This is a genomic window from Synechocystis sp. FACHB-908 (genome assembly GCF_014698595.1).
Classification (GTDB): Bacteria; Cyanobacteriota; Cyanobacteriia; order Cyanobacteriales; family Microcystaceae; genus Synechocystis.
Genome location: NZ_JACJTH010000011.1, coordinates 38,050 through 61,825, shown reverse-complemented (window position 1 = coordinate 61,825; position 23,776 = coordinate 38,050). Strand labels below are relative to the sequence as shown.

General features: G+C 48.5%; 21 protein-coding genes. 12 read left to right on the top strand and 9 right to left on the bottom strand.

Annotated elements, in window-relative coordinates; translation table 11 throughout:
* Window positions 1-11 precede the first annotated feature (11 nt).
* Window positions 12-230 (bottom strand): hypothetical protein, encoded by a 219-nt coding sequence (locus H6G46_RS03370; RefSeq protein WP_010873759.1) that lies wholly within the window; start codon window positions 228-230, stop codon window positions 12-14.
* Between the two features lie 210 nt (window positions 231-440).
* Here H6G46_RS03370 and H6G46_RS03365 point away from each other — a divergent pair, with 210 nt between their 5' ends.
* Entirely contained in the window at window positions 441-1,013 is a 573-nt protein-coding gene (locus H6G46_RS03365; RefSeq protein WP_010873760.1) for a hypothetical protein, read from the top strand.
* A gap of 28 nt (window positions 1,014-1,041) precedes the next feature.
* On the opposite strand, the gene sdhB is transcribed toward H6G46_RS03365, so the two are convergent.
* The gene (sdhB, locus tag H6G46_RS03360; RefSeq protein ID WP_010873761.1) at window positions 1,042-1,779 is read right to left on the bottom strand and encodes a succinate dehydrogenase iron-sulfur subunit; all 738 of its coding nucleotides are present in this window, start codon (window positions 1,777-1,779) and stop codon (window positions 1,042-1,044) included.
* 166 nt (window positions 1,780-1,945) lie between these two features.
* The gene (locus H6G46_RS03355) at window positions 1,946-2,335 is read right to left on the bottom strand and encodes an AbrB family transcriptional regulator (RefSeq protein ID WP_010873762.1); all 390 of its coding nucleotides are present in this window, start codon (window positions 2,333-2,335) and stop codon (window positions 1,946-1,948) included.
* 163 nt (window positions 2,336-2,498) lie between these two features.
* Here H6G46_RS03355 and H6G46_RS03350 point away from each other — a divergent pair, with 163 nt between their 5' ends.
* Window positions 2,499-2,972 carry an RrF2 family transcriptional regulator gene (locus tag H6G46_RS03350; protein WP_010873763.1) on the top strand — a complete coding sequence of 158 codons (474 nt, stop codon included), beginning with the start codon at window positions 2,499-2,501 and terminating at the stop codon, window positions 2,970-2,972.
* Window positions 2,973-3,033: 61 nt separating this feature from the next.
* Here the strand turns inward: H6G46_RS03350 and H6G46_RS03345 are convergent, their stop codons facing one another.
* The gene (locus H6G46_RS03345) at window positions 3,034-6,864 is read right to left on the bottom strand and encodes a diguanylate cyclase (protein ID WP_010873764.1); all 3,831 of its coding nucleotides are present in this window, start codon (window positions 6,862-6,864) and stop codon (window positions 3,034-3,036) included.
* A 448-nt stretch (window positions 6,865-7,312) separates the two neighbouring features.
* On the opposite strand from H6G46_RS03345, the gene coaD reads away from it, so the two are divergent.
* The 4 genes from coaD to H6G46_RS03325 all read left to right on the top strand — a co-directional run bounded on the left by coaD (window position 7,313) and on the right by H6G46_RS03325 (window position 10,640).
* Window positions 7,313-7,792: a pantetheine-phosphate adenylyltransferase gene (gene coaD, locus H6G46_RS03340; protein ID WP_010873765.1), complete on the top strand. Its 480-nt coding sequence runs from the start codon at window positions 7,313-7,315 to the stop codon at window positions 7,790-7,792.
* A gap of 65 nt (window positions 7,793-7,857) precedes the next feature.
* Window positions 7,858-8,691, top strand: coding sequence for a DivIVA domain-containing protein (locus tag H6G46_RS03335; RefSeq protein ID WP_010873766.1), 834 nt, complete (start codon window positions 7,858-7,860; stop codon window positions 8,689-8,691).
* Between the two features lie 16 nt (window positions 8,692-8,707).
* The gene (rsmG, locus tag H6G46_RS03330; protein WP_010873767.1) at window positions 8,708-9,502 is read left to right on the top strand and encodes a 16S rRNA (guanine(527)-N(7))-methyltransferase RsmG; all 795 of its coding nucleotides are present in this window, start codon (window positions 8,708-8,710) and stop codon (window positions 9,500-9,502) included.
* Between the two features lie 229 nt (window positions 9,503-9,731).
* Entirely contained in the window at window positions 9,732-10,640 is a 909-nt protein-coding gene (locus H6G46_RS03325) for an Hpt domain-containing protein (protein ID WP_014407145.1), read from the top strand.
* On the opposite strand, the gene sufR is transcribed toward H6G46_RS03325, so the two are convergent.
* Window positions 10,637-11,359, bottom strand: a complete 723-nt coding sequence (gene sufR / locus H6G46_RS03320; RefSeq protein WP_010873769.1) for an iron-sulfur cluster biosynthesis transcriptional regulator SufR — start codon at window positions 11,357-11,359, stop codon at window positions 10,637-10,639. The two genes, H6G46_RS03325 and sufR, sit on opposite strands and share 4 nt — an antisense overlap.
* Window positions 11,360-11,614: 255 nt before the next feature.
* Between sufR and sufB the strand changes: the two genes are divergently transcribed.
* The 4 genes from sufB to H6G46_RS03300 all read left to right on the top strand — a co-directional run bounded on the left by sufB (window position 11,615) and on the right by H6G46_RS03300 (window position 16,796).
* Window positions 11,615-13,057 (top strand): Fe-S cluster assembly protein SufB, encoded by a 1,443-nt coding sequence (gene sufB, locus H6G46_RS03315; protein ID WP_010873770.1) that lies wholly within the window; start codon window positions 11,615-11,617, stop codon window positions 13,055-13,057.
* A gap of 141 nt (window positions 13,058-13,198) precedes the next feature.
* The gene (gene sufC / locus H6G46_RS03310; RefSeq protein WP_010873771.1) at window positions 13,199-13,969 is read left to right on the top strand and encodes a Fe-S cluster assembly ATPase SufC; all 771 of its coding nucleotides are present in this window, start codon (window positions 13,199-13,201) and stop codon (window positions 13,967-13,969) included.
* A gap of 135 nt (window positions 13,970-14,104) precedes the next feature.
* Window positions 14,105-15,466 (top strand): Fe-S cluster assembly protein SufD, encoded by a 1,362-nt coding sequence (sufD, locus tag H6G46_RS03305; protein ID WP_010873772.1) that lies wholly within the window; start codon window positions 14,105-14,107, stop codon window positions 15,464-15,466.
* A gap of 67 nt (window positions 15,467-15,533) precedes the next feature.
* Window positions 15,534-16,796, top strand: coding sequence for a SufS family cysteine desulfurase (locus tag H6G46_RS03300; RefSeq protein WP_010873773.1), 1,263 nt, complete (start codon window positions 15,534-15,536; stop codon window positions 16,794-16,796).
* On the opposite strand, the gene H6G46_RS03295 is transcribed toward H6G46_RS03300, so the two are convergent.
* From H6G46_RS03295 to gmhA, 4 genes are all read right to left on the bottom strand, one after another.
* Window positions 16,786-17,976, bottom strand: a complete 1,191-nt coding sequence (locus H6G46_RS03295) for a TRC40/GET3/ArsA family transport-energizing ATPase (protein ID WP_010873774.1) — start codon at window positions 17,974-17,976, stop codon at window positions 16,786-16,788. The two genes, H6G46_RS03300 and H6G46_RS03295, sit on opposite strands and share 11 nt — an antisense overlap.
* Window positions 17,977-18,018: 42 nt before the next feature.
* The gene (locus H6G46_RS03290; RefSeq protein WP_010873775.1) at window positions 18,019-19,230 is read right to left on the bottom strand and encodes a hypothetical protein; all 1,212 of its coding nucleotides are present in this window, start codon (window positions 19,228-19,230) and stop codon (window positions 18,019-18,021) included.
* Entirely contained in the window at window positions 19,227-19,796 is a 570-nt protein-coding gene (locus tag H6G46_RS03285; protein WP_020862049.1) for an HAD family hydrolase, read from the bottom strand. The genes H6G46_RS03290 and H6G46_RS03285 overlap by 4 nt, the downstream gene beginning before the upstream one ends.
* Window positions 19,797-19,905: 109 nt before the next feature.
* Window positions 19,906-20,490: a D-sedoheptulose 7-phosphate isomerase gene (gene gmhA, locus H6G46_RS03280; RefSeq protein ID WP_010873777.1), complete on the bottom strand. Its 585-nt coding sequence runs from the start codon at window positions 20,488-20,490 to the stop codon at window positions 19,906-19,908.
* Window positions 20,491-20,706: 216 nt separating this feature from the next.
* Between gmhA and queD the strand changes: the two genes are divergently transcribed.
* Both queD and H6G46_RS03270 read left to right on the top strand, forming a co-directional pair.
* Entirely contained in the window at window positions 20,707-21,096 is a 390-nt protein-coding gene (gene queD / locus H6G46_RS03275) for a 6-carboxytetrahydropterin synthase QueD (RefSeq protein ID WP_010873778.1), read from the top strand.
* A 222-nt stretch (window positions 21,097-21,318) separates the two neighbouring features.
* Entirely contained in the window at window positions 21,319-23,760 is a 2,442-nt protein-coding gene (locus tag H6G46_RS03270) for a GspE/PulE family protein (RefSeq protein WP_010873779.1), read from the top strand.
* The last annotated feature ends 16 nt before the right edge of the window (window positions 23,761-23,776 follow it).

The window sequence follows — 23,776 nt, the reverse complement described above, 5'->3', positions numbered from 1 at the left end:
GTCAGACAAAATTAATAACTATCTTCCCCTTGGACGGTTTTGAGCACTAAACGCTGATTGGCCTGCATCAACAGGTCGGCGATCGCCGTTTTGAATCTTAGAGCGACGGAGGAATTGGCCAAGAAAGCCTGGGCTTGTTCCCGGTATTCTGCCCCCTGTAACGTTTCTGCTTGGTCTAGGGTTTCCAAAGCTTGGCAGAGGTCATTAATCTGGGCGGTGTGGTCAGACATGGTCTTATTTCTCCAATGCTGTTTCCGCCATGGTAACCCAGCTAACTAAAAACAGAACCTTGCTTCATGAAACTTTTGCCTTGTTGCCGTTGCCACTTCCCCCATTGCAAAGCTAAGCAAAAAATAGTTTTCGTTGCTACCGAACAAGGCGAGAACTAGCCATCGTTAAAATGGGGTAAGCCGAGATTCTAACCAGGAGGTGTTGATTCCGTGTCCGGTAAAAAAAATGATTACGATGCTCTCTTAGCAGATTTCACCGATCGGGAAGGGGCGATCGCCCTACTGCGCCAACATCGACCCTACCTAGAAAAGCTACCCAGTTTGCGGCGGCCAGAACGAAGCATTATCACCATCCCCCTGCCCATTGTCCGTTTGCGCCATCTTCCCCTCAACGATGCTGACCAAGGGGGCCGACAAACCACTCCCTTGGCCAAGGTAATTCCCTGTGACCTGGCAATTTTGATGTGTGACCCAGAATGGCAGGTGAAATTAGGCTCGGAAATTTTGGTCTTTATCCACCGCCCAGAGGAAAACTTTTCTGATCTACTCAGTCGTTGGCGTCGGAGTCAAATTTATCTGGACCAAGACTATGAATGGTTGATGCCCCCCCAGGAAAAACATATGTTTAGTGAAGCGGCGGAGGAAATCTGTCCCCTATTCATTATTTTTGAGCAAACTCCCCACCATATCCAAAAGGGTCTGGCCGGAGCCGGGTTGCCCTTTGTGCTCCACAGTGAAGGCAATTTAACAATGGCGGAAACCCTAGAACTAATTTCTGAATAATGGTTTAAGTAAACTTAAATTTAGGAATTTAAAGGGGATCCATCAAGTCAAATAAACGAATTTTTAAGGCTTCAATCTGGGACAGAGGAGCCACCCCAGTGGGGCAAGAATCACTACACATGCGGCAGTTGTTGCATCCCCACACCCCCTGTTTATCTTTGCCCAGGGCTTCGAGGCGGGCCTTAGTGGCCATATCCCGATTATCTAAAATCAAACGGTTAGCTTTGGCTAGGGCATGGGGCCCGACAAAATTTTCGTTTTTCTTTTTGGCGTCGCAGTCGGAATAACAAACTCCACAAAGAACACAATTGCTCACATCGTTGAGGGCAGCCCGCTGCTCTGGGGATTGGGAAAATTCTGCTCCTTTTTCCCCTTGGTGCTTATTAATCAAATAGGGATAAACCGCATCTAACCCGGCAAAAAATTTCTCCATATCCACCACCAAGTCTTTAATAACGGGTAAATTCCCCAGGGGACTGATGGTGAAAACTCCGGTATTTTCCTGGTTACTTTCGGCTAACCACTGGCCCAAGCTTTTAATACTTTCTTTGCAGGCCAACACCGGGCGATCGTTCACCCTCACGGCGCAGCTACCACAGATGGCATTACGGCAATTCTTGCGGAAGGCCAAGCTGCCATCCTGTTGCCATTTGATCTGATTTAAACAATTTAGGATGCTGGTTTGGGGATCAACATCCAAATAATAATTCTGCCAATGGCGATCGCCATCAGTTAGTTGTCGTTGTATTTTGCAAACAATTTCCATGGTATGAGGAAATCAACAGGGCAAAAAAGGCTCGACCTTCCTATTACGGAAGGGCCGGGGGCAATAATTTTTATTCCTGGTCCCGGCAAAATTCCATAGATCAATGGGGAATTGTAGGAGGATGTCCCCCTTAAATTTTATCCCCATTAGTCCCAGCAAATTAGCCTTACTCTTCTTCGTCGTCAGCCCCCACCTGTTTGAGGTGAATGTGTTTGCGACCGAGGGTAATTTCAAATTCATCTCCCACGTTGAGGCTCATTTTTTTTGTGTAGGCGGCTCCAATGAGAAGATTGCCGTTGGATTGCACGCTAATGCGGTAACTAGCGGAGCGGCCACCCCGACCTTGACCGGAAGCAGAACTGTCTAAATCAATGCCTTGGGCATCCATTAAGGCGTTGTAGAACTTCATCATATTGACCCGGGGCAGGCCTTTTTTTGTGGAAGTTACATAACCGCAGATTTTAGCTTTCTCTTCTTTGGGCAGATCGCCTAATTCTTTAACTTTCTCGAGCAATGCTTCGCCAGTTAGGGGCTTGGTTGCGTTTGATTTAGCCATTCAAGTTTTCGGTGATTGAGATTGATCAGAATTGGTAAGCAAGGGAAGATTAGTCGAAGGAATGGTTGACTCTTTTGCTCCTTGCTACCCTGCTTATATTACACGTTTCTTGGAATAATTATCTAGTTTGTTCAAATAAATAGTTAATTTAATGGGATAGTTGATGGGCAAGGATGGCTTCTATACTAAAGGGATGAAGTTGACAACAAAAAGCCATTACAGTGTTAAAGCCTTACTGGATTTAGCTCTACAACCGGACTACGGCCCTGCTTCGGTGAAGGCGATCGCCGAGCGACAGAATATCCCTGGGCCCTATCTGGAAAAACTGTTGATTACCCTGCGACGGGCGGGCATAGTTAATGCCTATCGGGGGGTGAGGGGAGGATATCAATTGGCCCAGGCCCCGGATCAAATTTCCCTGGGGCAAATATTAGCGGCCCTGGAAGAAAGCCTGGAACCATTTCCCCAATATGGGGATGACCAAAGTTTGGCGGAGGATTGGGTTACCCTCAGTGTGTGGCGACAACTACACCAAAAATTTGTCAAAGCTCTCTATTCAATTACTTTGGCTGACCTTTATTACGATGCCCGCAGTTGGCAGGCGGCCCAAGGGGAAGGGATTAATTTTATTGTTTGATTGATCGAAAAATAAAGGCGGGATATCAATCTTCAAACCGCTTAATTGTTAGGCGATCGGGCTAAACTTCCCCATCAACATGGGGCAACTGGGACCCTTCATAGGCCAGCCATTGGTTGCGACCTTTTGCTTTGGCTTCATACAGCGCCAAATCCGCCGCTTTGACCAGAGCGTTGGGATTGATATGGCGTTCGGGAGTATAAACGGCAATGCCAATGCTGAGGGTGACATGGCCCGTGCCGGATACCGTGTGGGGAATGGCCAAATTAGCCACTTCCACCTGGAGAGCTTCCGTTACATTGATTGCCCCTTCTAGGCTAGTTTCGGAAAGAATAATAGCAAATTCTTCTCCCCCGTAGCGAGCCACTAAATCCGTTGGTCTTTTGGCAACTTTGGCCATGGCATCGGCAATTTTTTTCAGACATCGATCGCCAGCAGGATGACCATAATTGTCGTTAAAACCTTTGAAAAAATCCACGTCACAAAGCAGCAGAGCTAAGGGTTCCCTAATCCGTTGTAATCGTTGCCATTCCCGTTCCAGGGTGGAATCAAATAAGTAGCGGTTACCCACTTGGGTGAGGGCATCCAAGGAGGAAATTTGCTGTAACCGAATGTTGGCCGTTTCCAATTGTTCATACAGTTCCCCCTGGTGAATGGCGATCGCCACCTGGGTTGCCAACTCCATCAACAGTTGCAGATCCTCTTCTTGCCAATAACGGGGGGTTTTGCATTCATGGGCAATGAGCAAACCCCAAAGATTTTCATTGAAAACCACCGGCACTACCAAATTAGCTTTGACCTGGTAATGGCGCAGTAACTCCTTGTGGCAGTCCGCCAAGTCAGCCTTTTCAATGTCAGATACAGCCCGCACCCTACCTTCTCGATACAGCCGCAGATAATGGCCCTTAAAACAGGGATCGTCAATTTCATCGTTAATAATTGATCGGCAAAAATCATTGTGGGATTCCGTCACCACCTGCCCCGACCACTGGGAATTAAATTTAAATAACACCACCCGGTCAGTATTTAGGAATTGCCTCACTTCGGTGACGGTGGAGTACAAAATGTCGTTGATGTTGAGGGAAGCGCGAATTTTATTGGCAATTTTCAACACTAATTTTTCCTTGACATTGCGCTGTTGCAACCGTTCCTTGAGCAAAACGTAATCGTGCAGTTTTTCTGTCCAAGGATTTTCCCGATTGAGGGAATTGGGCAAGGGGCGATCGCCAACATTACCCTGGCCCGCCTCTGTTTCTGTTTCCGGCAGAGCAACCTTGGGCAGGGGCGGAGTGGGGCCAAAATCAAGAATCTGTGGATAGTAAAGATAGGTCATCATCGCTTCTGCTGGAAGGGGCCTAGTGAGGAAATAGCCCTGGCCCAGATGGCAACCCATTTTCTGCAAACGTTGCAGTTGGGCTTCCGATTCGATCCCTTCGGCCACAGTTTCCAGATTTAAACCATTGGCCAAATCAATCACGTACTGAATAATGGCGGTGTCTGCCCCCTCATTGAGCAAATCATTCACAAAGGATTTATCAATTTTCAGGCGGTGAATGGGCAATTGCTTGAGAATGCTGAGGGAAGAATAGCCGGTGCCAAAGTCGTCGATCGCCACCTGTACCCCCTCTTCCCGCAGACGATGGAGCAGCACCACTGTCCCTTTAATATCCTCCATCATCAAACTTTCGGTAATTTCGAGTTCCAAGTCCTCCGGCGGCATGCCTGTGCGTTTCAAACATTCCAGCACCGAATTAAGCCATTTTTCGTCCTGGAATTGACGGGCCGAGATATTTACTGCCATGCGTAGCCGACGCCCCGTTTCCCGGAAAAAATGTTGGTGGGTAGCACAGGCCGTTTCCAGCACCCATTGCCCTAAATGATTGATCAGCCCCAATTCCTCTGCTAGGGGAATAAACACATCGGGGGCCACCTGCCCCAGTCGGGGATGCTGCCAACGCACCAAGGCTTCTACCCCTAACAATTTACCCGTATCAAGGGCCACCTGGGGTTGGAAGTAGAGTACAAACTCTTGATTAGTCAAGGCCTGCCGCAGGTCTGACTCCAACGTCAGGCGATCGAGCATGGGGGCTGAATCCTGGGGGCGGTAAAACTGGTAAGTGTTTTTGCCCTGACATTTCGCCCTAGTGAGGGCAATTTCTGCAAACTTCAGCAAAGATTCCGCCGTTTCCCCATCGTAGGGAGCGGTGCTAATGCCCATACTGGCGGTGAGATAAATGGGTTGGCCCTGGAGGAAAAAGGGTTCTTGAAAGGTGCTCAACAGTCTTTCACACAGGGGAATCATTTCCTGGTTATCACTAATTTGGGTCAGCAAAATAGTGAAGCCATCCCCATGCCAACGGGACAGAAGGGGGCTATAGGCCGCTAGGGGGCTAAGTTTTTGATTGAGGCGATCGGCCACTTCCTGCAACAGACCATCCCCGGTTTTATGGCCAAAGCTTTCATTAATGCGTTTAAATCTATCCATGGCAATAACCAAAACCCCCACCATTTTCCCTTCATAGAGAGCATCCAACAGAGCTAGGGTGAGTTGACGATTAAAAATGATCCAATTGGGCAATTGGGTCAGGGGATCGTAGGCAGTTTGCTGGGTAATCAGTCTAGTCACAAACTGTTGGGTAATGGCCATGTACAGTTGGGTGCTGGCCACTTGGGCTAATTTCCGTTCTGAGCGATTCCAGGTGGGCACCAATTTTTGGGTTTCTTCCCAAGCCTCGAAGGAAAGACGGGGCAGAATATTGCGGCGGTCAATGCCCCGTTTCCCGGCCCAGTGTTTTACCAAAGATTTCTCCTTCCGCAGCAGAATTAAGCTCCCCACCCATTGCTGATCCGCCGCCAGGGGCACAATCAGGAAAGATTGGAAATTTTCTGCGCTTAGGGATTCCGGCGGGGCAATCCAATCGGAGCGCTGTTCTAATTCCCCCAAAGTGTAACCATGGGGCACACAGTTAGTGGGAGGTAGCGGTGCCACACTGGTGAACGGTCGAGGTTTTTCCCAGGTGGACTGTACTGCGGCCATCGGCTCCATCGCTGCTGAAGGTTGGCCCCGCATTAGCTCCTGCCACAGGGACGTTTCCAGCCAATTGCCCCAGTCAAATCTGAGGTTCCATTGGTAATGCTGGGCAACAGAACCGGTTAAATCCGGGGCAATGTAGAGCACAGCTCCATCGGCTTCCACGGCTTGCCCCACTGTTTCCAATGCATACTGCCAGGTTTCCGGACGATCGCCATACTGAGCCACCGTTGTTTCTAGCCTTTGTACCAGCGCTTCCTGTACCTGTTGCTGATGTACCTGCCGGCTTAACTGGGACTGGGTAATGGCCAGGGAAACTTCCTTGCTCAACAGGGCCATGGTTTCCCACTCCTGCTCGGTAAATCGCCGGGGTTTACTGTGGTGTACCGCCATAATGCCCCACAGTTGCTGATCCTGCATTACGGGCACCGTTAGGGAGGATAACACCCCCATGGCAAGGAGATATTGAATATGACAACTATCCACTGTTGTGTAATGGCCATTACTATGCTCCGTCGGACTAATGCGACCGGACAACTCGTGGGATTTTTTCCGACGGTGGGCCACATCCACGGCGATCATCTTCCTTTGGTTACCCAACTCTTCCCTGGCCTGGGGCGGAATGTCCTCCACCGGAAAATGTAGCCCCAACAAGGATGGCAAAGCAGCTCTGTTAACTGCCTCTGCCAACACTTCCCCGCTGCCATCGCTGGCAAATTTGTAAATTTTTACCCGGTCCACTCCTAAAAAGATACGAGCCTCTTCCACAATTACCTGGAGGGTTTCCCGTAAAGTCAAAGCCCGGTGGAACTTATTGATGACGTTACGGAGAAAATCTTCTAAGGATCGATTAGGGTTCATGTTTTGACTCGGCGGGGATTAAGCGGTGGGAAGGATCTCGTTGTAACGACCAACAACCCAAGACCCGAAAGAACAAATTACTAGGAACAGCAAAATCGATCAAAATCCTGGCTTATCCCTTTGGCAACCATGGCTGCAAGGGCAAACCTTAAAATTTTGATGACTCTGACCGTCTATGTTTACCCTATCCTCTAAGCAATTAGACTTATGGGAAAGGAAGATAAAATTTAACCTATTGAATAAAGTAAATGTAAAAAATTTACTCAGCTAAATTGTCTCTATATCTTAACAAAATTGAGGCCAGAACTAGGGTCATGGTATTTCCCCTCGGTTGGGAAAGTTGCACCTTGGTCGGCTAGCCCCCACAATAAAGCCAATTTGCGGGGCTTCATTTCCCCGGTCTTGGTTCCGATAGTTTATACACCCGTAACTTGAAATTACCTCTTCTGTGATCGCCATTTATCCCGGTAGTTTTGACCCCATCACCCTCGGCCATTTGGACATTATTGAGCGGGGTAGTGGTTTGTTTGAACAAATCATTGTCGCTGTGCTCTGTAATCCCAGCAAGCAACCCCTATTTTCGGTGGAAAAGCGGCTGGAACAGATCCGCCACTGTACCCAACATCTGACCAATGTGACCGTGGATAGCTTTAACGGACTGACGGTGGACTACGCTAAGCAAAAACAGGCAACGGTATTACTACGGGGTCTGCGAGTCCTGTCGGACTTTGAGAAGGAACTACAAATGGCCCACACTAACCAAACTCTTTGGGACGGAGTGGAAACCGTATTTTTGGCCACCGCCAAGGAATATAGCTTTTTAAGTAGTAGTATTGTCAAAGAAATTGCCAAGTTCGGTGGTAGTGTGGATCATCTTGTTCCCCCCTCAATCTTGGCCGATATTTGCTCTTCCTATCCATCCCCCTAGATAAATTGCGTTAAAACTGTTTTAAATTTCGTTCTATTTGCCCCGTCAAGCGCCTAGATAACCCTATGACCCGCCGAGAGAGTGCCAATCCTGAAGTAACTGAGAATAGCGCCGTTGTGCCCGGCCAGACGGTGGATTTTGATATTCAACAACAACTAGCTGAGCTGCAAGAATTACTCTATGACAGCTTCCACATTCCCCTAACAGCCTGGAGTGTGGTGGATGAGGAAAAAATCCTGGACCAAATTGATGTCATTGCTGAATTTATTCCAGGGGCGGTTCATCGGGCGATCGCCATTTTGGAAAGGGAACAGCAAATTTTGCAGGGGGCGGAGTTAGAAGCCCAACGGATGATTGAAGTGGCCCACCAGGAGGCCCAGCGCATTAAGGATGAATCGGGCATTATCCAAAAGGCCCAATACGAAGCCGACCAATACAAAGCCCAAGTTCAACAGGATTGCGATGCCCTCCAGCGCCAGGTGCAACAGGAATGTGAAGCTTTGCAAAGGCAAACCCAACAGGAGTGCGACACCCTACGGCGACAGACCATGGGGGAACTAGAGCAAATCAAGCAAGTTACCCATCAGGAAATCCAACAGTTTCGTCAGCAAACTGTGCAGGAATGTGAAGCCCTACAAAAACAAACGGAACAGGAAGCCACCGAAATGCAGAGGGATGTGGATACCTATGCCGATCGCCTGTTGAGCCGCCTGGAAGGAGAATTAGGGCAAATGATGCGCAGTGTGAGCCAAAGCCGCCAGATCCTCTACGAAAATTCCGCTGAACATAACGCCACCATCACCAACCGTCCCCCCGTGGCCACCCCCAGCCCAGTGCTCCCGCCTTCCCCTGGCCCCAAACCCCCCAGAGGCGATCGCCCCCGCCGCCGTTCCCGTTAAGCTGAAGTAAGTTATTGTGTCATTGAATCTAGACAAAGATAATCGCGACCTATCGTCAAACCAGGGGCATTTAGGGGAATTTCGTCGGGGGTTAGAAAATTGGCCCCCAGGTTTGGTTTGGCAACCTGACGGGGAACAGATTGAGGCCATGGTCAAGCTCTACCAAGGAGTCCTGGTCGGTAATGCCCGCTTGAATTTGACCCGCATTACCGCTCCCCTGGATTTCCTAGAAAAACACCTTTGGGATTCCCTGGCGGGGGTTTTATTGTCGGACCATAGCCGTAATTGCCCCCAAGCTCGGGTGATCGACATTGGCACTGGGGGAGGATTCCCTGGATTGCCAGTGGCCTTGGTGTGGCCCCAGTGGTCTGTGGCCCTGTTGGATTCCACCCATAAAAAAATTAACTATCTAGAGGAATTGGGGCACCGTTTGGGCTTAGCTAATTTGGCCTATCTGGTGGCCAGGGCGGAAGCTGTGGGGAACCAGCCCCAGCATCGCTCCCAGTATGATTTGGCTTTAATTCGGGCCGTGGGAGAGGGGGTTGTCTGTGCGGAATATGCCCTACCTTTGGTGAAGGTGGGGGGCACGGTGGTGCTTTACCGGGGTCAATGGTCAGCGGCGGAAGCAGAACAATTGGAACGGGCCTGCGCTCTATTGGGGGGCAAAGTCAGTGCCACGGTGGCAGCCGTTACCCCCTGGAGTGGGGCCCAGCGACACTTTATCTATCTAACCAAGGAAAAACCTACTCCCAGTGATTTTCCCCGGGCGATCGGAGTACCCCGTTCCCATCCCTTGGGGGTGGAGAATTAACTTCGTTATCCCCGGAGATTTGTTGTCATAAATTGCTGACAGAAAATTTTTCTGAGGGAAAAGTGTCATTGAAGCTAAAATTTGCCGTATAAGATAATAAAGCATCCTACTCAGGCGGCCCGCTGCACCTTTTTTGGACTAGAGTTAACTTTTACTGCGTTCATTGTTATCTTTAGCTCGCTGGCGGTATATGCTAGGGGAGTGGCCATCCAAATTTGAGGGTACGACCTTGGATCAGCAAAAAATCCTCGGCTATTTTATCGAAGAAGCTCAGGAGCATTTGGAAACCCTGGAACGGGGCATCCTTGACTTGGGTAAGGTGGTGCAGGACTCGGAACAGGTCAACGAAATGTTTCGGGCGGCCCATTCCATTAAAGGGGGGGCGGCCATGTTGGGCTACACCAGCATCCAAAAAACGGCCCATCGTTTGGAAGATGCCTTCAAGGTGTTGAAGGAGCATCAATTGCCCGTGGATCAAAAATTGGAGTCCCTATTCCTCAACGGCTACGATGTCTTGCAGGATTTGGTGGAAAAATTGCAGAGTCCCGCTGGACTTCAGCCAGAAGAGGCAGATTCCATTGTGGATGGGGCAGCATATCAGTTTGAAGAGTTACAGAATTATCTGAATTATCTCCTCAACCAGGGCAGTGCCACGGCCACTTCTACCCAAACTATGGCGGCCAAGTCCACCAGTACAGGTACGTTCAATGAGAGTGATGTGCCGGAGGAAATTAAGGTCCTGCTACATAAAATGTTGCAGTTGTTTAAGCAGGAACCATCGGCCACTTCTCGGGAAAAACTTCAGGAATATTGCACTCGTCTGGGTCGCCTAGCCCCCAAGCAAGAAAATTGGCAGCATTTGCTCTCCCTCAGTAAACAGGCGATCGCCAATCCATTGCATTCCTACCGTACCTTGGCCCCGGTGGTGCTGAAGGATCTTAAACAGGGCTATGACTGTTTTGTGTTAGCCAAGCCTGGAAACATTCGGGTCAGCGATGGTCTTAAACAATTGGCCTCTAGCCAAGTGGCCCAGGTTCTCATTCCAGCAGACCCAGCGGCGGCAGCTAGCGTTCTCATGAAGGTATTCAACGACAGCCAACTGCGTCAATTGATTAAAAATCTTTCTGCCGCCCGTTAGTTCGGGGTTTTAGACTGGATCAAATAACCACAGGTGTGTTCCCCATCATTAAGCCAATGGGTTCTTTCGATGGCACAGTCCGGCAGAATAGCGGCAAACATTTCCAACTCATGGCCACAAACGGTGGGGTAGGATTCGGCCACATCGGCGATCGCACAGTGGTGCTCCGACAAAATAAATTTTTCCGCTTGCTCCACCGAAAGGGGATGAATTTCCGCCATATAACCTTCCTGCCGCCGTAGCTCCACCAGTTTATGTACCCTTTTGGATAAGGGGCCCTGGCCAATTTGTTGGCGATAGGCTTCCGCCTTCCGTTGCCATTGTTTTTTCAACACTGCCCCCAACTGTTCTTCCCCCACTGTTTCCACCAGGGAGTCGATGAACGAAAGGGCAAATTCACCGTAACGTTGGGGAAATTGTTCCCGCCCCTGTTTACTCAACTGATAGAGAAATTGGGGTCTGCCCATGCTCTGTCTTTCCTGTTGATGCTCAATTAGGCCATCATTTTCTAAATCCTTGAGGTGCTTACGCATGGCCTGGGGACTAATGCCCAACTCTTCAGCCATGGCGATCGCCGATCCTTGCCCCTCTTTGAGGAGATAGCAGAGGATATCTTCTTTGGTGGAGTGGGAAGAACTGAGGGTCATGGTCAACAACAGGAGAAGGAAATTTTGGAACCGATGCGTGGCAGTCCAGTAAACTGAAAGGACAACCCCCATGCTAAGCAGGATTACCTAAATTAATTGTCGGCTAATTATCAATTAGTTAACCCTAGTCCATGGCCAAGGGACTTCCCGTAGGAGCACCGACCTTGGCACTTTGACAACAATCGGGTTGCTAATCTATTCTAGAATAGATTAAAACAACTTACCTGTTGTTTTAGTTTCGCTCCTTGAGATTTATTTCGTCCCACTGCCAATCTACCTTGCCTTGGGCAGTTCCCTATCTGAATTCCCCGGAGAACACTGCATTCGATGAGTTCCACCACTGTTAAAAACCTGGTCAACCAACCCTACAAATATGGCTTTGTCACCAACATTGAAGCGGATGCTATCCCCCGTGGTCTGAGTGAAGACGTGGTGCGACTCATTTCTGCTAAGAAAAATGAACCCGAATTCATGTTGGATTTTCGCCTCCGGGCCTACCGGCATTGGCTGACCATGGCGGAACCCACTTGGCCGGCGGTGCATTATCCCCCCATTGATTACCAAGATATTATTTACTACTCCGCCCCTAAGCAAAGTAAGAAAAAACTAGAAAGCTTAGATGAAGTGGACCCAGCTTTGTTGGAAACCTTTGAAAAATTAGGGATTCCCCTATCGGAGCAAAAACGTTTAAGTAATGTGGCGGTAGATGCCATTTTTGACAGTGTTTCCATTGGCACAACTTTTAAGGAAAAGCTAGCGGAAGACGGGGTAATTTTCTGTTCTATTTCTGAAGCATTGCAGGAACATCCCGACCTGGTGCAAAAATATTTGGGCAGTGTGGTGCCCACCGCCGACAACTTCTTTGCCGCCTTAAACTCTGCTGTATTTAGTGACGGTTCCTTTGTTTTTATTCCCAAAGGGGTGAAGTGTCCCATGGAATTGTCCACCTATTTCCGCATTAATAATGGGGATACGGGGCAGTTTGAGCGGACATTAATTATTGCCGAAGAAGGGGCTTCCGTTAGCTATTTGGAAGGTTGTACTGCGCCCATGTATGACACCAATCAACTTCATGCGGCGGTGGTGGAATTGGTAGCTCTAGATAATGCTGACATTAAATATTCCACCGTACAAAACTGGTACGCTGGGGACGAAAATGGCAAGGGCGGAATTTACAACTTTGTGACTAAACGGGGTCTATGTAAAGGAGTTAATTCCAAAATTTCCTGGACCCAAGTAGAAACCGGTTCCGCCATTACCTGGAAATACCCCAGTTGTGTGCTAGTTGGGGATAATTCCGTCGGGGAATTCTACTCTATTGCTTTAACTAACAACAAACAGCAAGCTGATACGGGAACTAAAATGATTCACATCGGTAAAAATACCCGTAGTATCATTATTTCCAAAGGCATTTCCGCTGGTAATTCCGCCAACAGTTACCGGGGTTTGGTGAAAATGGGACCTAAAGCCCAGGGCGCTCGCAATTATTCCCAGTGTGATTCCATGCTCATTGGCGATCGGGCAGCGGCTAATACTTTTCCCTATATTCAAGTGGACAATAATACCGCCAAAGTAGAACATGAAGCTTCCACTTCCAAAATTGGCGAGGATCAACTCTTTTACTTTGCCCAACGGGGAATTTCTGAGGAAGATGCGGTGTCCATGCTAGTCAGCGGTTTCTGTAAGGATGTGCTAAACGAATTACCCATGGAATTTGCGGCGGAGGCTGATAAATTACTGAGTCTCAAACTAGAAGGTACTGTGGGTTAATAATTGTCGAAGGGGGGTAACTGCTAGGTTTAAGTTTGACCTATTTTTCTCCTGAATAATTAACTATTCTAGCCAGAGTAGAACCTAGATTTTTTCATTCTTCACCAAGCTATCTTTCATTAAGTTATTTCTGATACGTTTATGAGCCAGACTATTCTTTCCATTAAAAATCTCACTGCCTCTGTTGATGGAAATCAAATTCTCAAAGGAGTTAACCTAGAAATTAAAGCAGGGGAAGTCCACGCCATTATGGGACGCAACGGTTCTGGTAAAAGTACTCTTTCTAAAGTAATTACTGGGCATCCCGACTATGAAATTACTGGCGGTGAAATTATCTACCAGGGGCAAGATTTATCAGCTTTGGAACCCCATGAGCGGGCCTTAGCGGGAATTTTTCTTGCCTTCCAATATCCTTTGGAAATTCCTGGCGTAAGCAATTTAGATTTCCTCCGCATTGCCTATAATGCTAAACGCAAACATTTAGGTTTAGAAGAATTAGACACCTTTGATTTTGAAGATCTAATTCAAGAAAAGTTAGACGTGGTGAAAATGAATCCCGCTTTTCTAGAAAGGAGCTTAAATGAAGGATTTTCTGGAGGAGAAAAGAAGCGCAATGAAATTTTGCAAATGGCAATCCTAGAGCCAACTTTATCCATCCTTGATGAAATTGATTCGGGGTTGGATATTGATGCCCTCCGCATTGTCTCTGAGGGGGTCAATTTTCTTAAAAATCCTGACAATGCCACCTTGGTTATTACCCACTACCAACGCTTGTTAAATTACATTATTCCTGACCATATCCATGTGATGTATGACGGTAAAATTGTCATGAGTGGAGGCAAGGAGTTAGCCCTGGAATTGGAAGAGAAGGGGTACGATTTCCTCGATGAACAGGTTTTGGCTCCCATTTAAACTTCTGTTTCAGCTTGGTTGCGTTATTTTCCATTCTGCTAGGCAAGTTGGCCGATCGCCAGGCATTATTGAGACAATTTGAGCTACTGCACTAACTAAACTAATCCACTTTGCCCATCTCCAAGGATACTGCCCATGACCGCCGCGATTTTAGCCGATGCCCTGACTCAAAAAGTTCACCAAACAGAGATAGACAAAGAACTGCAAGCCCTTAAGGAGCAAGCCATGGTCTCCGGGACGGAGGACTCCATTTTGGTGAATAAACGACAGGGAGCAGCCGATTTGTTGGGTAGTTTGCGGTTGCCCCATAAGCGGGATGAGGAATGGCAATTTACGGATTTAAGCGAGCTAAAAGCAATTGATTTTGTGGCCGCTGGTAAAGTTAGTCTGGATGTGGCGGCGGCGGAAAATTTCTACTTACCGGAAGCCCATCAAAGTCGCCTGGTATTTATCAATGGCTTTTTTACTCCAGAGTTGTCGAATACTAATGATTTACCCAGCGCCATTACTTGTCAATCCTGGACTAATCTTGCCGCCCATCAAAGGGAGCAGTTAGCCAACTATTTGGGGCAAAAAACGGACGGTAACGAAGTTTTTAGTAACCTTAATACTGCCGGGATGACAGATAGTGCGGTAGTCTGGATTCCCGCCAATACTGAACTGAAAAGTCCCATCCACTTACTGTTTTTAACGGTGGTTGATCCAACCCCTATCATGGTGCAACCCCGTTTGTTAGTGGTAGTAGAAAATAACGCCCAAGTAACCATCGCCGAGTCCTACGGAGCGATCAGCACCAATTGCACGGATCGCCCGCAGCAACAGCCCTACTTTAACAACATCGTCAGCGAAATTTATTTAGGGGAAAATGCCCAGGTTACCCATATCCGTAACCAACGGGACTCCGGTGATAGCTTCCACATTGCCACCACGGCGATCGCCCAGGGGAAACAAAGTCGTTACCGATTAATTGATGTTAACTTAGGCGCAAAATTATCCCGTCATAATTTGCAAATGACACAGCAGGAAGAAGCCACGAAAACTGAATTTTTGGCCTTAACTATCCTGGCGGGACGGCAGGTGAGCGACACCCACAGTACCATAGCTTTAAACCATCCCCATGGGGCAACCAATCAACTCCATAAATGTATTGTGGATGAATATGCCCAGGCAGTTTTTAGCGGTAAGGTTTTAGTACCCCAGGCGGCCCAATTGACCAACGCCCAACAGTTAAACCGTAATTTGGTGTTATCTTCCAAAGCCCGTATTAATACAAAACCTGAGCTACAAATCACCGCTGATAATGTTAAATGTTCCCACGGAGCTACCATTAGCCAGTTGGAGGCGGACGAGGTCTTTTATCTCCGTAGTCGGGGCCTAAATGATTATGATGCTCGCCATTTATTGATTGATGCCTTTGCTGGGGAAATTCTGGATCAAATTCCCTTAGCCTCTTTGCAAGGACGTTTGCGGCAATGTGTTTCCTGTCGGACTATTTAGTCAGTCAGCAAACTCGGTATTTTAGTTGATTTTTTAGTTAGCCTTAGTATTCTTTGATTTTTAAGCCATGGTTGCTCTCCAAATTCCCAGCCTTGCCGCCACTGTCCGCCAAGATTTTCCCATCTTAAATCAAGAAATTAATGGCCATCCCCTGGTGTATTTGGACAATGCCGCCACCTCCCAAAAACCCCGGGCTGTGCTGGAAAAATTGATGCATTACTATGAAAACGATAATGCTAATGTTCACCGGGGAGCCCATCAACTAAGTGTGCGGGCTACTGATGCCTACGAAGCAGTTCGGAATAAAGTGGCAAAATTTATTAATGCCCGATCGCCAAGGGAGATTGTTTACACTCGTAACGCCACGGAAGCGATTAATTTGGTGGCCTATAGCTGGGGGATGAATAATCTCAAAGCAGGGGATGAAATCATTACCACCGTGATGGAACATCACAGCAATTTAGTGCCTTGGCAAATGGTGGCGGCCAAAACCGGGGCTGTACTAAAATTTGTCCAATTAGACGAGCAAGAAAGCTTTGATTTAGAACATTTTAAAACTCTACTTTCTGAAAAGACTAAGTTGGTCACTGTTGTTCACATTTCTAACACCTTGGGCTGCGTTAACCCGGCGGAAGAAATTGCCCAATTAGCCCACCAAGCTGGGGCTAAAGTGTTAGTTGACGCCTGCCAAAGTGCGCCTCATTACCCTCTGGACGTACAACTAATTGATTGTGATTGGTTAGTGGCCAGTGGTCACAAAATGTGCGCTCCCACGGGCATTGGGTTCCTTTACGGCAAAGAAGAAATCTTAGAAGCCATGCCTCCCTTTTTTGGCGGCGGCGAAATGATTGCTGAAGTCTTTTTTGATCATTTCACCACTGGAGAGTTGCCCCACAAATTTGAAGCGGGGACCCCGGCCATTGCCGAGGCGATCGCCTTAGGAGCGGCAGTGGATTATTTAACCGACTTAGGGATGGAAAATATTCATAACTATGAAGTGGAATTAACCCATTACCTCTGGCAAGGCTTGGGGCAAATTCCCCAACTGCGACTTTACGGCCCCAATCCCAAACACGGCGATCGGGCCGCTTTAGCGTCCTTTAACGTGGCGGGACTCCACGCCAGCGACGTGGCCACCATGGTGGATCAAGACGGTATCGCCATCCGTTCCGGGCACCATTGCACCCAACCGTTGCACCGATTGTTTGACGCTTCCGGCAGTGCTAGGGCCAGTCTGTATTTCTACAACACCAAAGAAGAAATTGACCTATTTTTACAATCTTTGCAAGCAACCATTCGCTTCTTTAGTGATGACGACTTTACCGTTTAACTGCCTCAGCAAACCTAATTTTGAGGTAATCATCCTCCATTTTTGCTCCAGCGGGACTTAGGGCCGCCAAAGCCTGGGGCAGAACCAAGTTGCGGCGATGGTTACCGATACGAACATTTAACTCATCGCCAGTTTTATTTAGTTGAATTTGCTCTTTGGGAATACCTGGTAAATAAAGTTCTAAACTGTAATCATTGTTGCTGCCCTGAACAATGTTAATGGTGTTTTCCTTGTAGTAAACCTGGGAAGGATCTTCATCTTTGTACAAAGTGTCCTTCAGTCTTTCCAAAGCTGCTAAGCCACACATTTCTTCCGAGAATAGGGGCGCTTCCTTCACCGGCAGAGGATGGAAATTGTCATAAATTTCTTGTTTATAGACCTGTTGGTTACTTTTCCACCGTTGGAAGAAGGGATCATCAATGGTTTCGGGCAAAATCCGGTTAGCAATGACTAAATCCGTGGATACATTGTACAAACTTAGGTAGGCATGGGCCCGCAATGATTCCTTCAACACCATCTTTTCTGGGTTGGTCACCAAACGTACGGAAGTCTGCGTGTTATCTGTTAACACTTTTTCCAGGGCTTCAATTTGCTCATAAAATTCGTAGGGAGCATCCATCACTTCCTTGTCGGGCAAAGAAAAACCGGCGATCGGTCTAAATAGGGGTTCCACCAATGGTCTGAGGGCCACGGACATCCCCTGTAAAGGCTTATAAAAACGTCGCATATACCACCCCCCCACTTCCGGCAAACTGAGCAGACGTAGGGCAGTACCTGTGGGAGCAGAATCGATAATCAGTACATCATAATCAGCTTCGTCATAGTGGCGTTTCATCCGCACCAGACCAAAAATTTCATCCATGCCAGGGAGAATGGCCAGTTCCTCCGCCTGTACTCCATCTAGCCCCCGGGCCTGTAATACCTGGGTAATGTAACGCTTAACTGCGCCCCAGTTGCCTTCCAACTCCATCAAAGCATCCAATTCTGCTCCCCAAAGATTCTCCTTCACCAGGCGAGGCTCATGGCCCAACTCCAGATCAAAACTGTCAGCGAGGGAATGGGCAGGGTCGGTACTCAGAACTAGGGTCTTATGGCCTAATTCCGCACAACGGAGACCGGTGGCCGCCGCAACGGAGGTTTTACCAACCCCCCCTTTACCTGTCATCAGAATTACGCGCATGGATGGATCTGCCTAGAAAGATGAAAAATTGGAGACGGAATGTTACATATTGTTAACTTCCATGTTTCCATTATGCCGGGAAAGCCAGATTTCTTGCAGGGTTTTGGCATAACTTTCTAGGCTGTGGTGCCGACGGTAAGCTTGGGCCATGGCTGCTAATTGCTGATGGATGCTTGAATCGGCCAACTTTTGGTCAATTTCTGCCCATACTAGGGATTGGGCTTGCCAATCCACTACTAAACTGTCGAGGTCGTACTGGTTTAATTCCCTGGCCATCCAGGTGCCCGGAGATACTAACGGTATTCTTTCTGCGATGATGGCTTCGGTGAAAATGCCGGAAGTCCTTTCTGCATAAGCTTCTGGATCGTAGGGTAAGAGAATAATTTGGGCTTTATTTAACCAACCGGCGTATTCTTCCCTAGTCAGGCGATCGCCAATTAAATGAACTTCAATTCCTTCACTGTCACTTTTTAATCCGGAAGCCGCCGCCGCAATTAGTTGGAGCCTAGGTGAATTAGGCCGGGGCAATGAAACCAAATGACGCATCACCGACCAACCTTTTTCTTCCCGAGGGGCACCGGGCCACCAGCAAAGAATGGGATCAGCTTCTGTAAATAAAGGTACAACTTCAGCAAAATCCGTGTGGGGAATGGGCATCACGGTGAATGGTTGGCCAAAATAATCCTGGAGCGATCGCCCGAGGGGTTCACTATCGGTTAAAAATTGGCATTGGGGTGGGGGTAATAATTTCCGTAAGCGTTGGTGGAGCCAATGGTAAATAGAACGGGTTTGGTCTAGATGCACGTCCCGACGGTAGAGGATCCAAAAATGCAATCGGCTTCGGGCTTCGGGAGATAATTGCCGTAGTCCCCACCAGATAGCAAACAGTTGGAGATGGATGAACCGTTCTAAAAATAGAATAACTGGTCTACTTTCCCCATTGGTTAACAAAGATTGCAATTGTTGAGCTAAAACATCACTACATTGCATGGCTTGGGGAAGACGGGTTATTTTTGCCACCATGCTCCCCTCCGCTTCCAAATCCTCCGGCAGAAGAATTCGATGGAGGCGATCGCCAATTTCTTCTAAATTTGGATCCGCATCCTGGGGCACCCAAGCTTGATACTGCCACCCCAAATACTCTACCGATCGCCGTACCGCCCCGTGGTAAGGCACAATATGGCCTTTCCCTCCCATCAGATGGGGTATGAGAGAAATAAATAGGGGTTGATCCCGAGAATGGTCAGAGTTCATTTGCTTGAAAGGGAAGCCAGCAGACTAACAGTTTCCCCCAGATTGGCAAAGACGGGAATTGGCCCAGCTAATTGCAACCTAAACTTATCCAACTGTTGGCAAGTTTCCTCACCCCGCCCTGTCATTAGCACCACTGGCTGACAACCGGCCGCAATGGCTGCTCCCACGTCACTGGGGGCATCGCCAATAAAGTAGGATTCCTGGAGAGAAATTTGGTACTGCTCCGCCGCCCGCAACAACATTTCGGGGGAAGGTTTACGGCAATCACAACCGTCCTCTGGATGGTGGGGGCAAAGGAAAAAATCGGTGAACTTTACTCCCTCTTTGCCGTACTCTTGTCGGATTTTGGTATGGACCGCCGCCACGTCACCGTGGTCAAAATAACCCCGGCCAATGCCCGCCTGATTGGTGATCACAATTAATAAATATCCTGCTTTTTGCCACTGGGTTAAAGCTTCCCCGGCACCGGCCGGTAACTGCACTTGCTCCGGTTTACCAAGGTAGGGAATATAGTCAATGATGACGCCGTCACGGTCGAGGAACAGGGCTTTGCGGAGGGCACTCAAGGTTATCGGTGTGAATATTTATTTGGCTAGATTAAAAATGGCTTTAGTATCCTACAGGACGGGGACGCAGTCCTACCCCCCATCGAACTAAATTTGATCACCCTTTCAACTAGACTTTGATTCCCACAGACTTTTGGGCGAAGAGACGGGATTCCACCTGTTCACAGATGTGATGGTAGGTCATCAAATGCACTTCTTGGATGCAGGGAGTGTTTTTGTCGGCGACGAAGAGGGGATAGTCAGCAAATTCCTGGAACAAACCACCGTTATTACCAGCCATGCCGATGGTGTGTAAACCCTTATCCTTGGCACATTTCAGCGCATGGAGCACATTGGTGGATTTACCCGAAGTGGACAAACCCCAAAGAATATCCCCCGGTTGGCCCAAAGCTTCCACTTGACGGGAAAAAACAATATCGTAGGTGTAATCGTTGCTGACAGACGTGAGGATGGAACTGTTGGCGGTCAAGGCGATCGCCGGTAGGGCTTGGCGGTTGAAATGGAAACGGCCGACAAATTCAGCGGCCAGGTGTTGGGCATCGGCGGCGGATCCCCCGTTACCGCAGATGAGCAATTTATTACCCGCCTGGAATCTTTGGCAAATCAGATCTACCACGGCCTCAATGGCTCCGCAATAGGATTGATCGAAAGCCTTGGCAAGGGACTGTAAACGCTGTTCAACCCATTCAGACATAGTAAATCCTCATTTTCAAAGCCTGAAGCAGCCAAAAAATCTAGCTTCGACTTTTAGGGACTCCCATTGCCATAAAAAAGTGGCAGGGGCCAAAATATAGTTCCTAATCTTAATCGAGGGAGGCAAAAATTGGCTAATGTTAAAGGGGTCAGCGTTTGGTCACTGGGGACGATTTTCCCTCATCCTAGGGTGAGTAGACAGTGATTTGAGATTTTTATGTGGATTATTTATAAGGAGTTTTCCTTTGAGGCGGCCCATCAATTGCCCCACCACGAAGGGAAATGTCGACGCTTACATGGCCATAGTTTTCGGGGCCGGGTTTACGTGGCCAGCGATCGCCTGAAAACCACTGGTTCAGAAACGGGCATGGTGATGGACTTTAGTGTGCTCAAAGCCCATTTGGACCCCTTGGTGAAAAATCACCTCGACCATTATTACCTCAACGACAGTCTTGGTTTGGAAAGCCCCACCAGTGAGGCGATCGCCGCTTGGATCTTTGCCAAATTAGAAGAAGCTGGGGTACCGGGGTTACATTCCGTGGAAGTCTTGGAAACCTGTACCTCCGCCGCCCGTTACTTTTCCCCCCGTTTGTCCCCATTGCTGTGATTTTCGTAATCCCTGGGATTAGGGGATTTAACCGAACAAATTGACCCCAGTCGGCCAACCATTGCTTAAACTAGGGGAAAGTACTAAGTTTAGTAGGAAAAATTGTCAGCCTTGGGTATTTAGCGCAATTTTGATAGGATTTTGCTCCCTTGAGGCATTCTGAAATTAGCACTACTCATCACTGTTGTTGTTTGCTGAACTGTTATCTCGGTCGCCCCTGCCATGGTCTTTTCCTCCGATTCCCCCGAATTTAGCCTCTCCCCTTTTGAACAAGCCCTCATTGAAGCGGGTTATCTTTCCCTTTCCCAAATTCATCAGGCTTTAATGGAGGCGCGTCGCACCGGCATTGCTCTGCCGACTTTGGTGGAAACAATATTGGGGGAATCTTTGCCCGATGAACTACATCGCCAGTACCAAGCTCAGCAACGGTTTGCCCTTTCGGTGATCCATGGGGTGAAGTTTTTTGACCAACATCAGTTAACGACCCTGGCCAACACCGAGGCGATCGCCAGTTTACTGAACCGTTACTTTCCTTTGCCCATCTGCCGTCAGTATGGTTTTTTACCCCTCCATTACCGGGAAAATCCGGGGGCTTTGTTAGTGGTGATGGTGGACCCCAGCGACCCGGAAGCAAGTCAATTTTTACAACGACAACTAGCGCCCCATCGGCTTACCCTGCGGCGGCGGGGGGTGACCAAGGATGATTTTGATAATTTAATCGATCAGCTTTACCACGATCCGGAAGTGCAGGCCGCCCTGAACGCCCACCGCCAAACTGAGATTAGTGAAGATCCCTACGATGGCAAAGCAACGGTGGTGGAAGTAACGGAAATTATTGAGGATTTACCGCAACAAATCGCAGCTCTGCAGAATACTCCCCCGGTTGCTCCCCCGCCGGTCAGTGCCATAGCCGAAAATACAAATGATTCTAATCCAGAGGCCAAATCCGAAGGGCCAGAAGTTAAATTAGCTAATAAAATTCTCATCCTTGGGTTGCGGGAAGGGGCCAGCGAAATTCACATTGACCCCCAGGATAATCGGGTGCTGGTGCAGATTCGTCAGGGTGGTAATCTCCGGATGTTGCTTGAACCCCTGCCTAGGGAGTTAGGCCCCAAATTGGTCGCCAGGGTGAAAACCATGGCCCATTTGGACACCAGCCAGACCAACATCCCCCAAAAGGCCCGCATCCGCAAAAGTTATAATGGCCAGTCAGTATTTTTCTACGTCAATATTCTGCCCAGTTTTTACGGTGAAAAAATACTGGTACGGGTGGTTCCTCACCTAGAAAAATTACCTGATTTTGCCCAACTTTGTGGCGATCGCCAGAGCCAGGAAAGTTTACAAAGATTAGCCCAGGAATCCCAAGGTTTAGTGGTGGTAATTGGGGCGGCCTATGGCGGCAAAACCACTACCATGGAAGCTTTTTTGGGACAGCAGTTGGACCAGAATCGCTCCGTTGCCTTGGTGTCCGATCCCCTTGTCCATGTTTATGAAAACATTAATCAGCTAGAAGTAAACCCCCAAAAGGACTTTACCAGCGAAAAGGCAGTGCAGTCCCTCCAGGATCAATGGCCCGCAGTGATGGCAGTGGATCCCTTGGAGGATCAGGAAACAGCCCAAATTTTGACCCAAGTCCTCAACCAAGGCCATTTAGTTTTCACCTCTGTCATTGCCAAAGATGTGCCCTCGGCGATCGCCCAACTGCAGCAATGGTTTGAACCAGCGGTATTGGGGCAACACCTGAAGGGCATTGTTTCCCAGCGGCCAGTGCGACGGGTCTGTCCAGCCTGTCGTTTGAGGGGGGAAGTGACACCGGAAGAGCAACAACGTTTTGGTCTGCCTCCGGGAACTATTTATCGGGCTAACAGTTTGAGTATGGAGTTGATGGCCCAACCCATGATCAAAAGTCGTCTCTGTCGTCAGTGCCATGGCCTTGGTTACTCTGGCATGACGGGGATATTTGAGGTCGTGGCCATTACTCCTGAGCTCCAACAGTTAGTCAGTAGCCCCTGTTCCCACGCAGAAATTATCAATGGTTTAAGTCAAGCTGGCATTGCTAGTCCCGCTCGCCAGGCGATCACCCTAGTGAGTCAGGGAGTCACCACCCTCGAAGAAGTGACCAGACTTTTTCCCCAATTGCCCCGGCAACTATCGCCCCGATCGTCCCCCCCTGAAGCTATTAGTGCACAATCATCACCAATGACTCCCCCCGCAACTCAAACCATCCCAGGGGAAACTATGTTCTCCGATGACCAATGGTGGCAACGTCTGCAACAACTGGAAAAATCTGTGCAGGAGCTTAACCGTGCCCTGGCGGATTTGAAAAAAATGGCTGGCGATCGCCCTTCTGCTCACCGTACCCGGGCTGGCGATCATCATTCCCCATCGGCTGCTGGCCCCAACTTAGACCTCATGGCAGAATTGCAGGCCCTGGAGGATTTATCTGCCCACAAAAGGCCCAAGGCTAGGGACAGACATGAACAAGCCGTAACCGTTATGGAAGGTTTTGATCAAATTGAAGAATTATTAATTGACGATCAATTGGGCCAACCTGCCGCTGCCCCCTTCAATGCCGGGGAGGAAACCTTTATTGCAGAAGAAGAAGCTAACGTCCCGGAGGGGAAAAAATTTAATCCGTTTAAATCTGTGATTGACCCCTGGTAACCCAAAAACCATTGCT

Excerpts from the sequence above, each read along its gene's own strand:
- H6G46_RS03295 (WP_010873774.1), bottom strand. The coding sequence starts at position 17,976 with ATGCGCGTAATTCTGATGACAGGTAAAGGGGGGGTTGGTAAAACCTCC.
- sufR (WP_010873769.1), bottom strand. The coding sequence starts at position 11,359 with ATGGGGGTTGTCCTTTCAGTTTACTGGACTGCCACGCATCGGTTCCAA.
- H6G46_RS03370 (WP_010873759.1), bottom strand. The coding sequence starts at position 230 with ATGTCTGACCACACCGCCCAGATTAATGACCTCTGCCAAGCTTTGGAA.
- H6G46_RS03350 (WP_010873763.1), top strand. The coding sequence starts at position 2,499 with ATGGGCAAGGATGGCTTCTATACTAAAGGGATGAAGTTGACAACAAAA.
- H6G46_RS03345 (WP_010873764.1), bottom strand. The coding sequence starts at position 6,864 with ATGAACCCTAATCGATCCTTAGAAGATTTTCTCCGTAACGTCATCAAT.
- H6G46_RS03300 (WP_010873773.1), top strand. The coding sequence starts at position 15,534 with ATGGTTGCTCTCCAAATTCCCAGCCTTGCCGCCACTGTCCGCCAAGAT.
- H6G46_RS03270 (WP_010873779.1), top strand. The coding sequence starts at position 21,319 with ATGGTCTTTTCCTCCGATTCCCCCGAATTTAGCCTCTCCCCTTTTGAA.
- queD (WP_010873778.1), top strand. The coding sequence starts at position 20,707 with ATGTGGATTATTTATAAGGAGTTTTCCTTTGAGGCGGCCCATCAATTG.
- sdhB (WP_010873761.1), bottom strand. The coding sequence starts at position 1,779 with ATGGAAATTGTTTGCAAAATACAACGACAACTAACTGATGGCGATCGC.
- sufB (WP_010873770.1), top strand. The coding sequence starts at position 11,615 with ATGAGTTCCACCACTGTTAAAAACCTGGTCAACCAACCCTACAAATAT.
- H6G46_RS03335 (WP_010873766.1), top strand. The coding sequence starts at position 7,858 with ATGACCCGCCGAGAGAGTGCCAATCCTGAAGTAACTGAGAATAGCGCC.
- gmhA (WP_010873777.1), bottom strand. The coding sequence starts at position 20,490 with ATGTCTGAATGGGTTGAACAGCGTTTACAGTCCCTTGCCAAGGCTTTC.
- sufD (WP_010873772.1), top strand. The coding sequence starts at position 14,105 with ATGACCGCCGCGATTTTAGCCGATGCCCTGACTCAAAAAGTTCACCAA.
- H6G46_RS03355 (WP_010873762.1), bottom strand. The coding sequence starts at position 2,335 with ATGGCTAAATCAAACGCAACCAAGCCCCTAACTGGCGAAGCATTGCTC.
- sufC (WP_010873771.1), top strand. The coding sequence starts at position 13,199 with ATGAGCCAGACTATTCTTTCCATTAAAAATCTCACTGCCTCTGTTGAT.
- H6G46_RS03290 (WP_010873775.1), bottom strand. The coding sequence starts at position 19,230 with ATGAACTCTGACCATTCTCGGGATCAACCCCTATTTATTTCTCTCATA.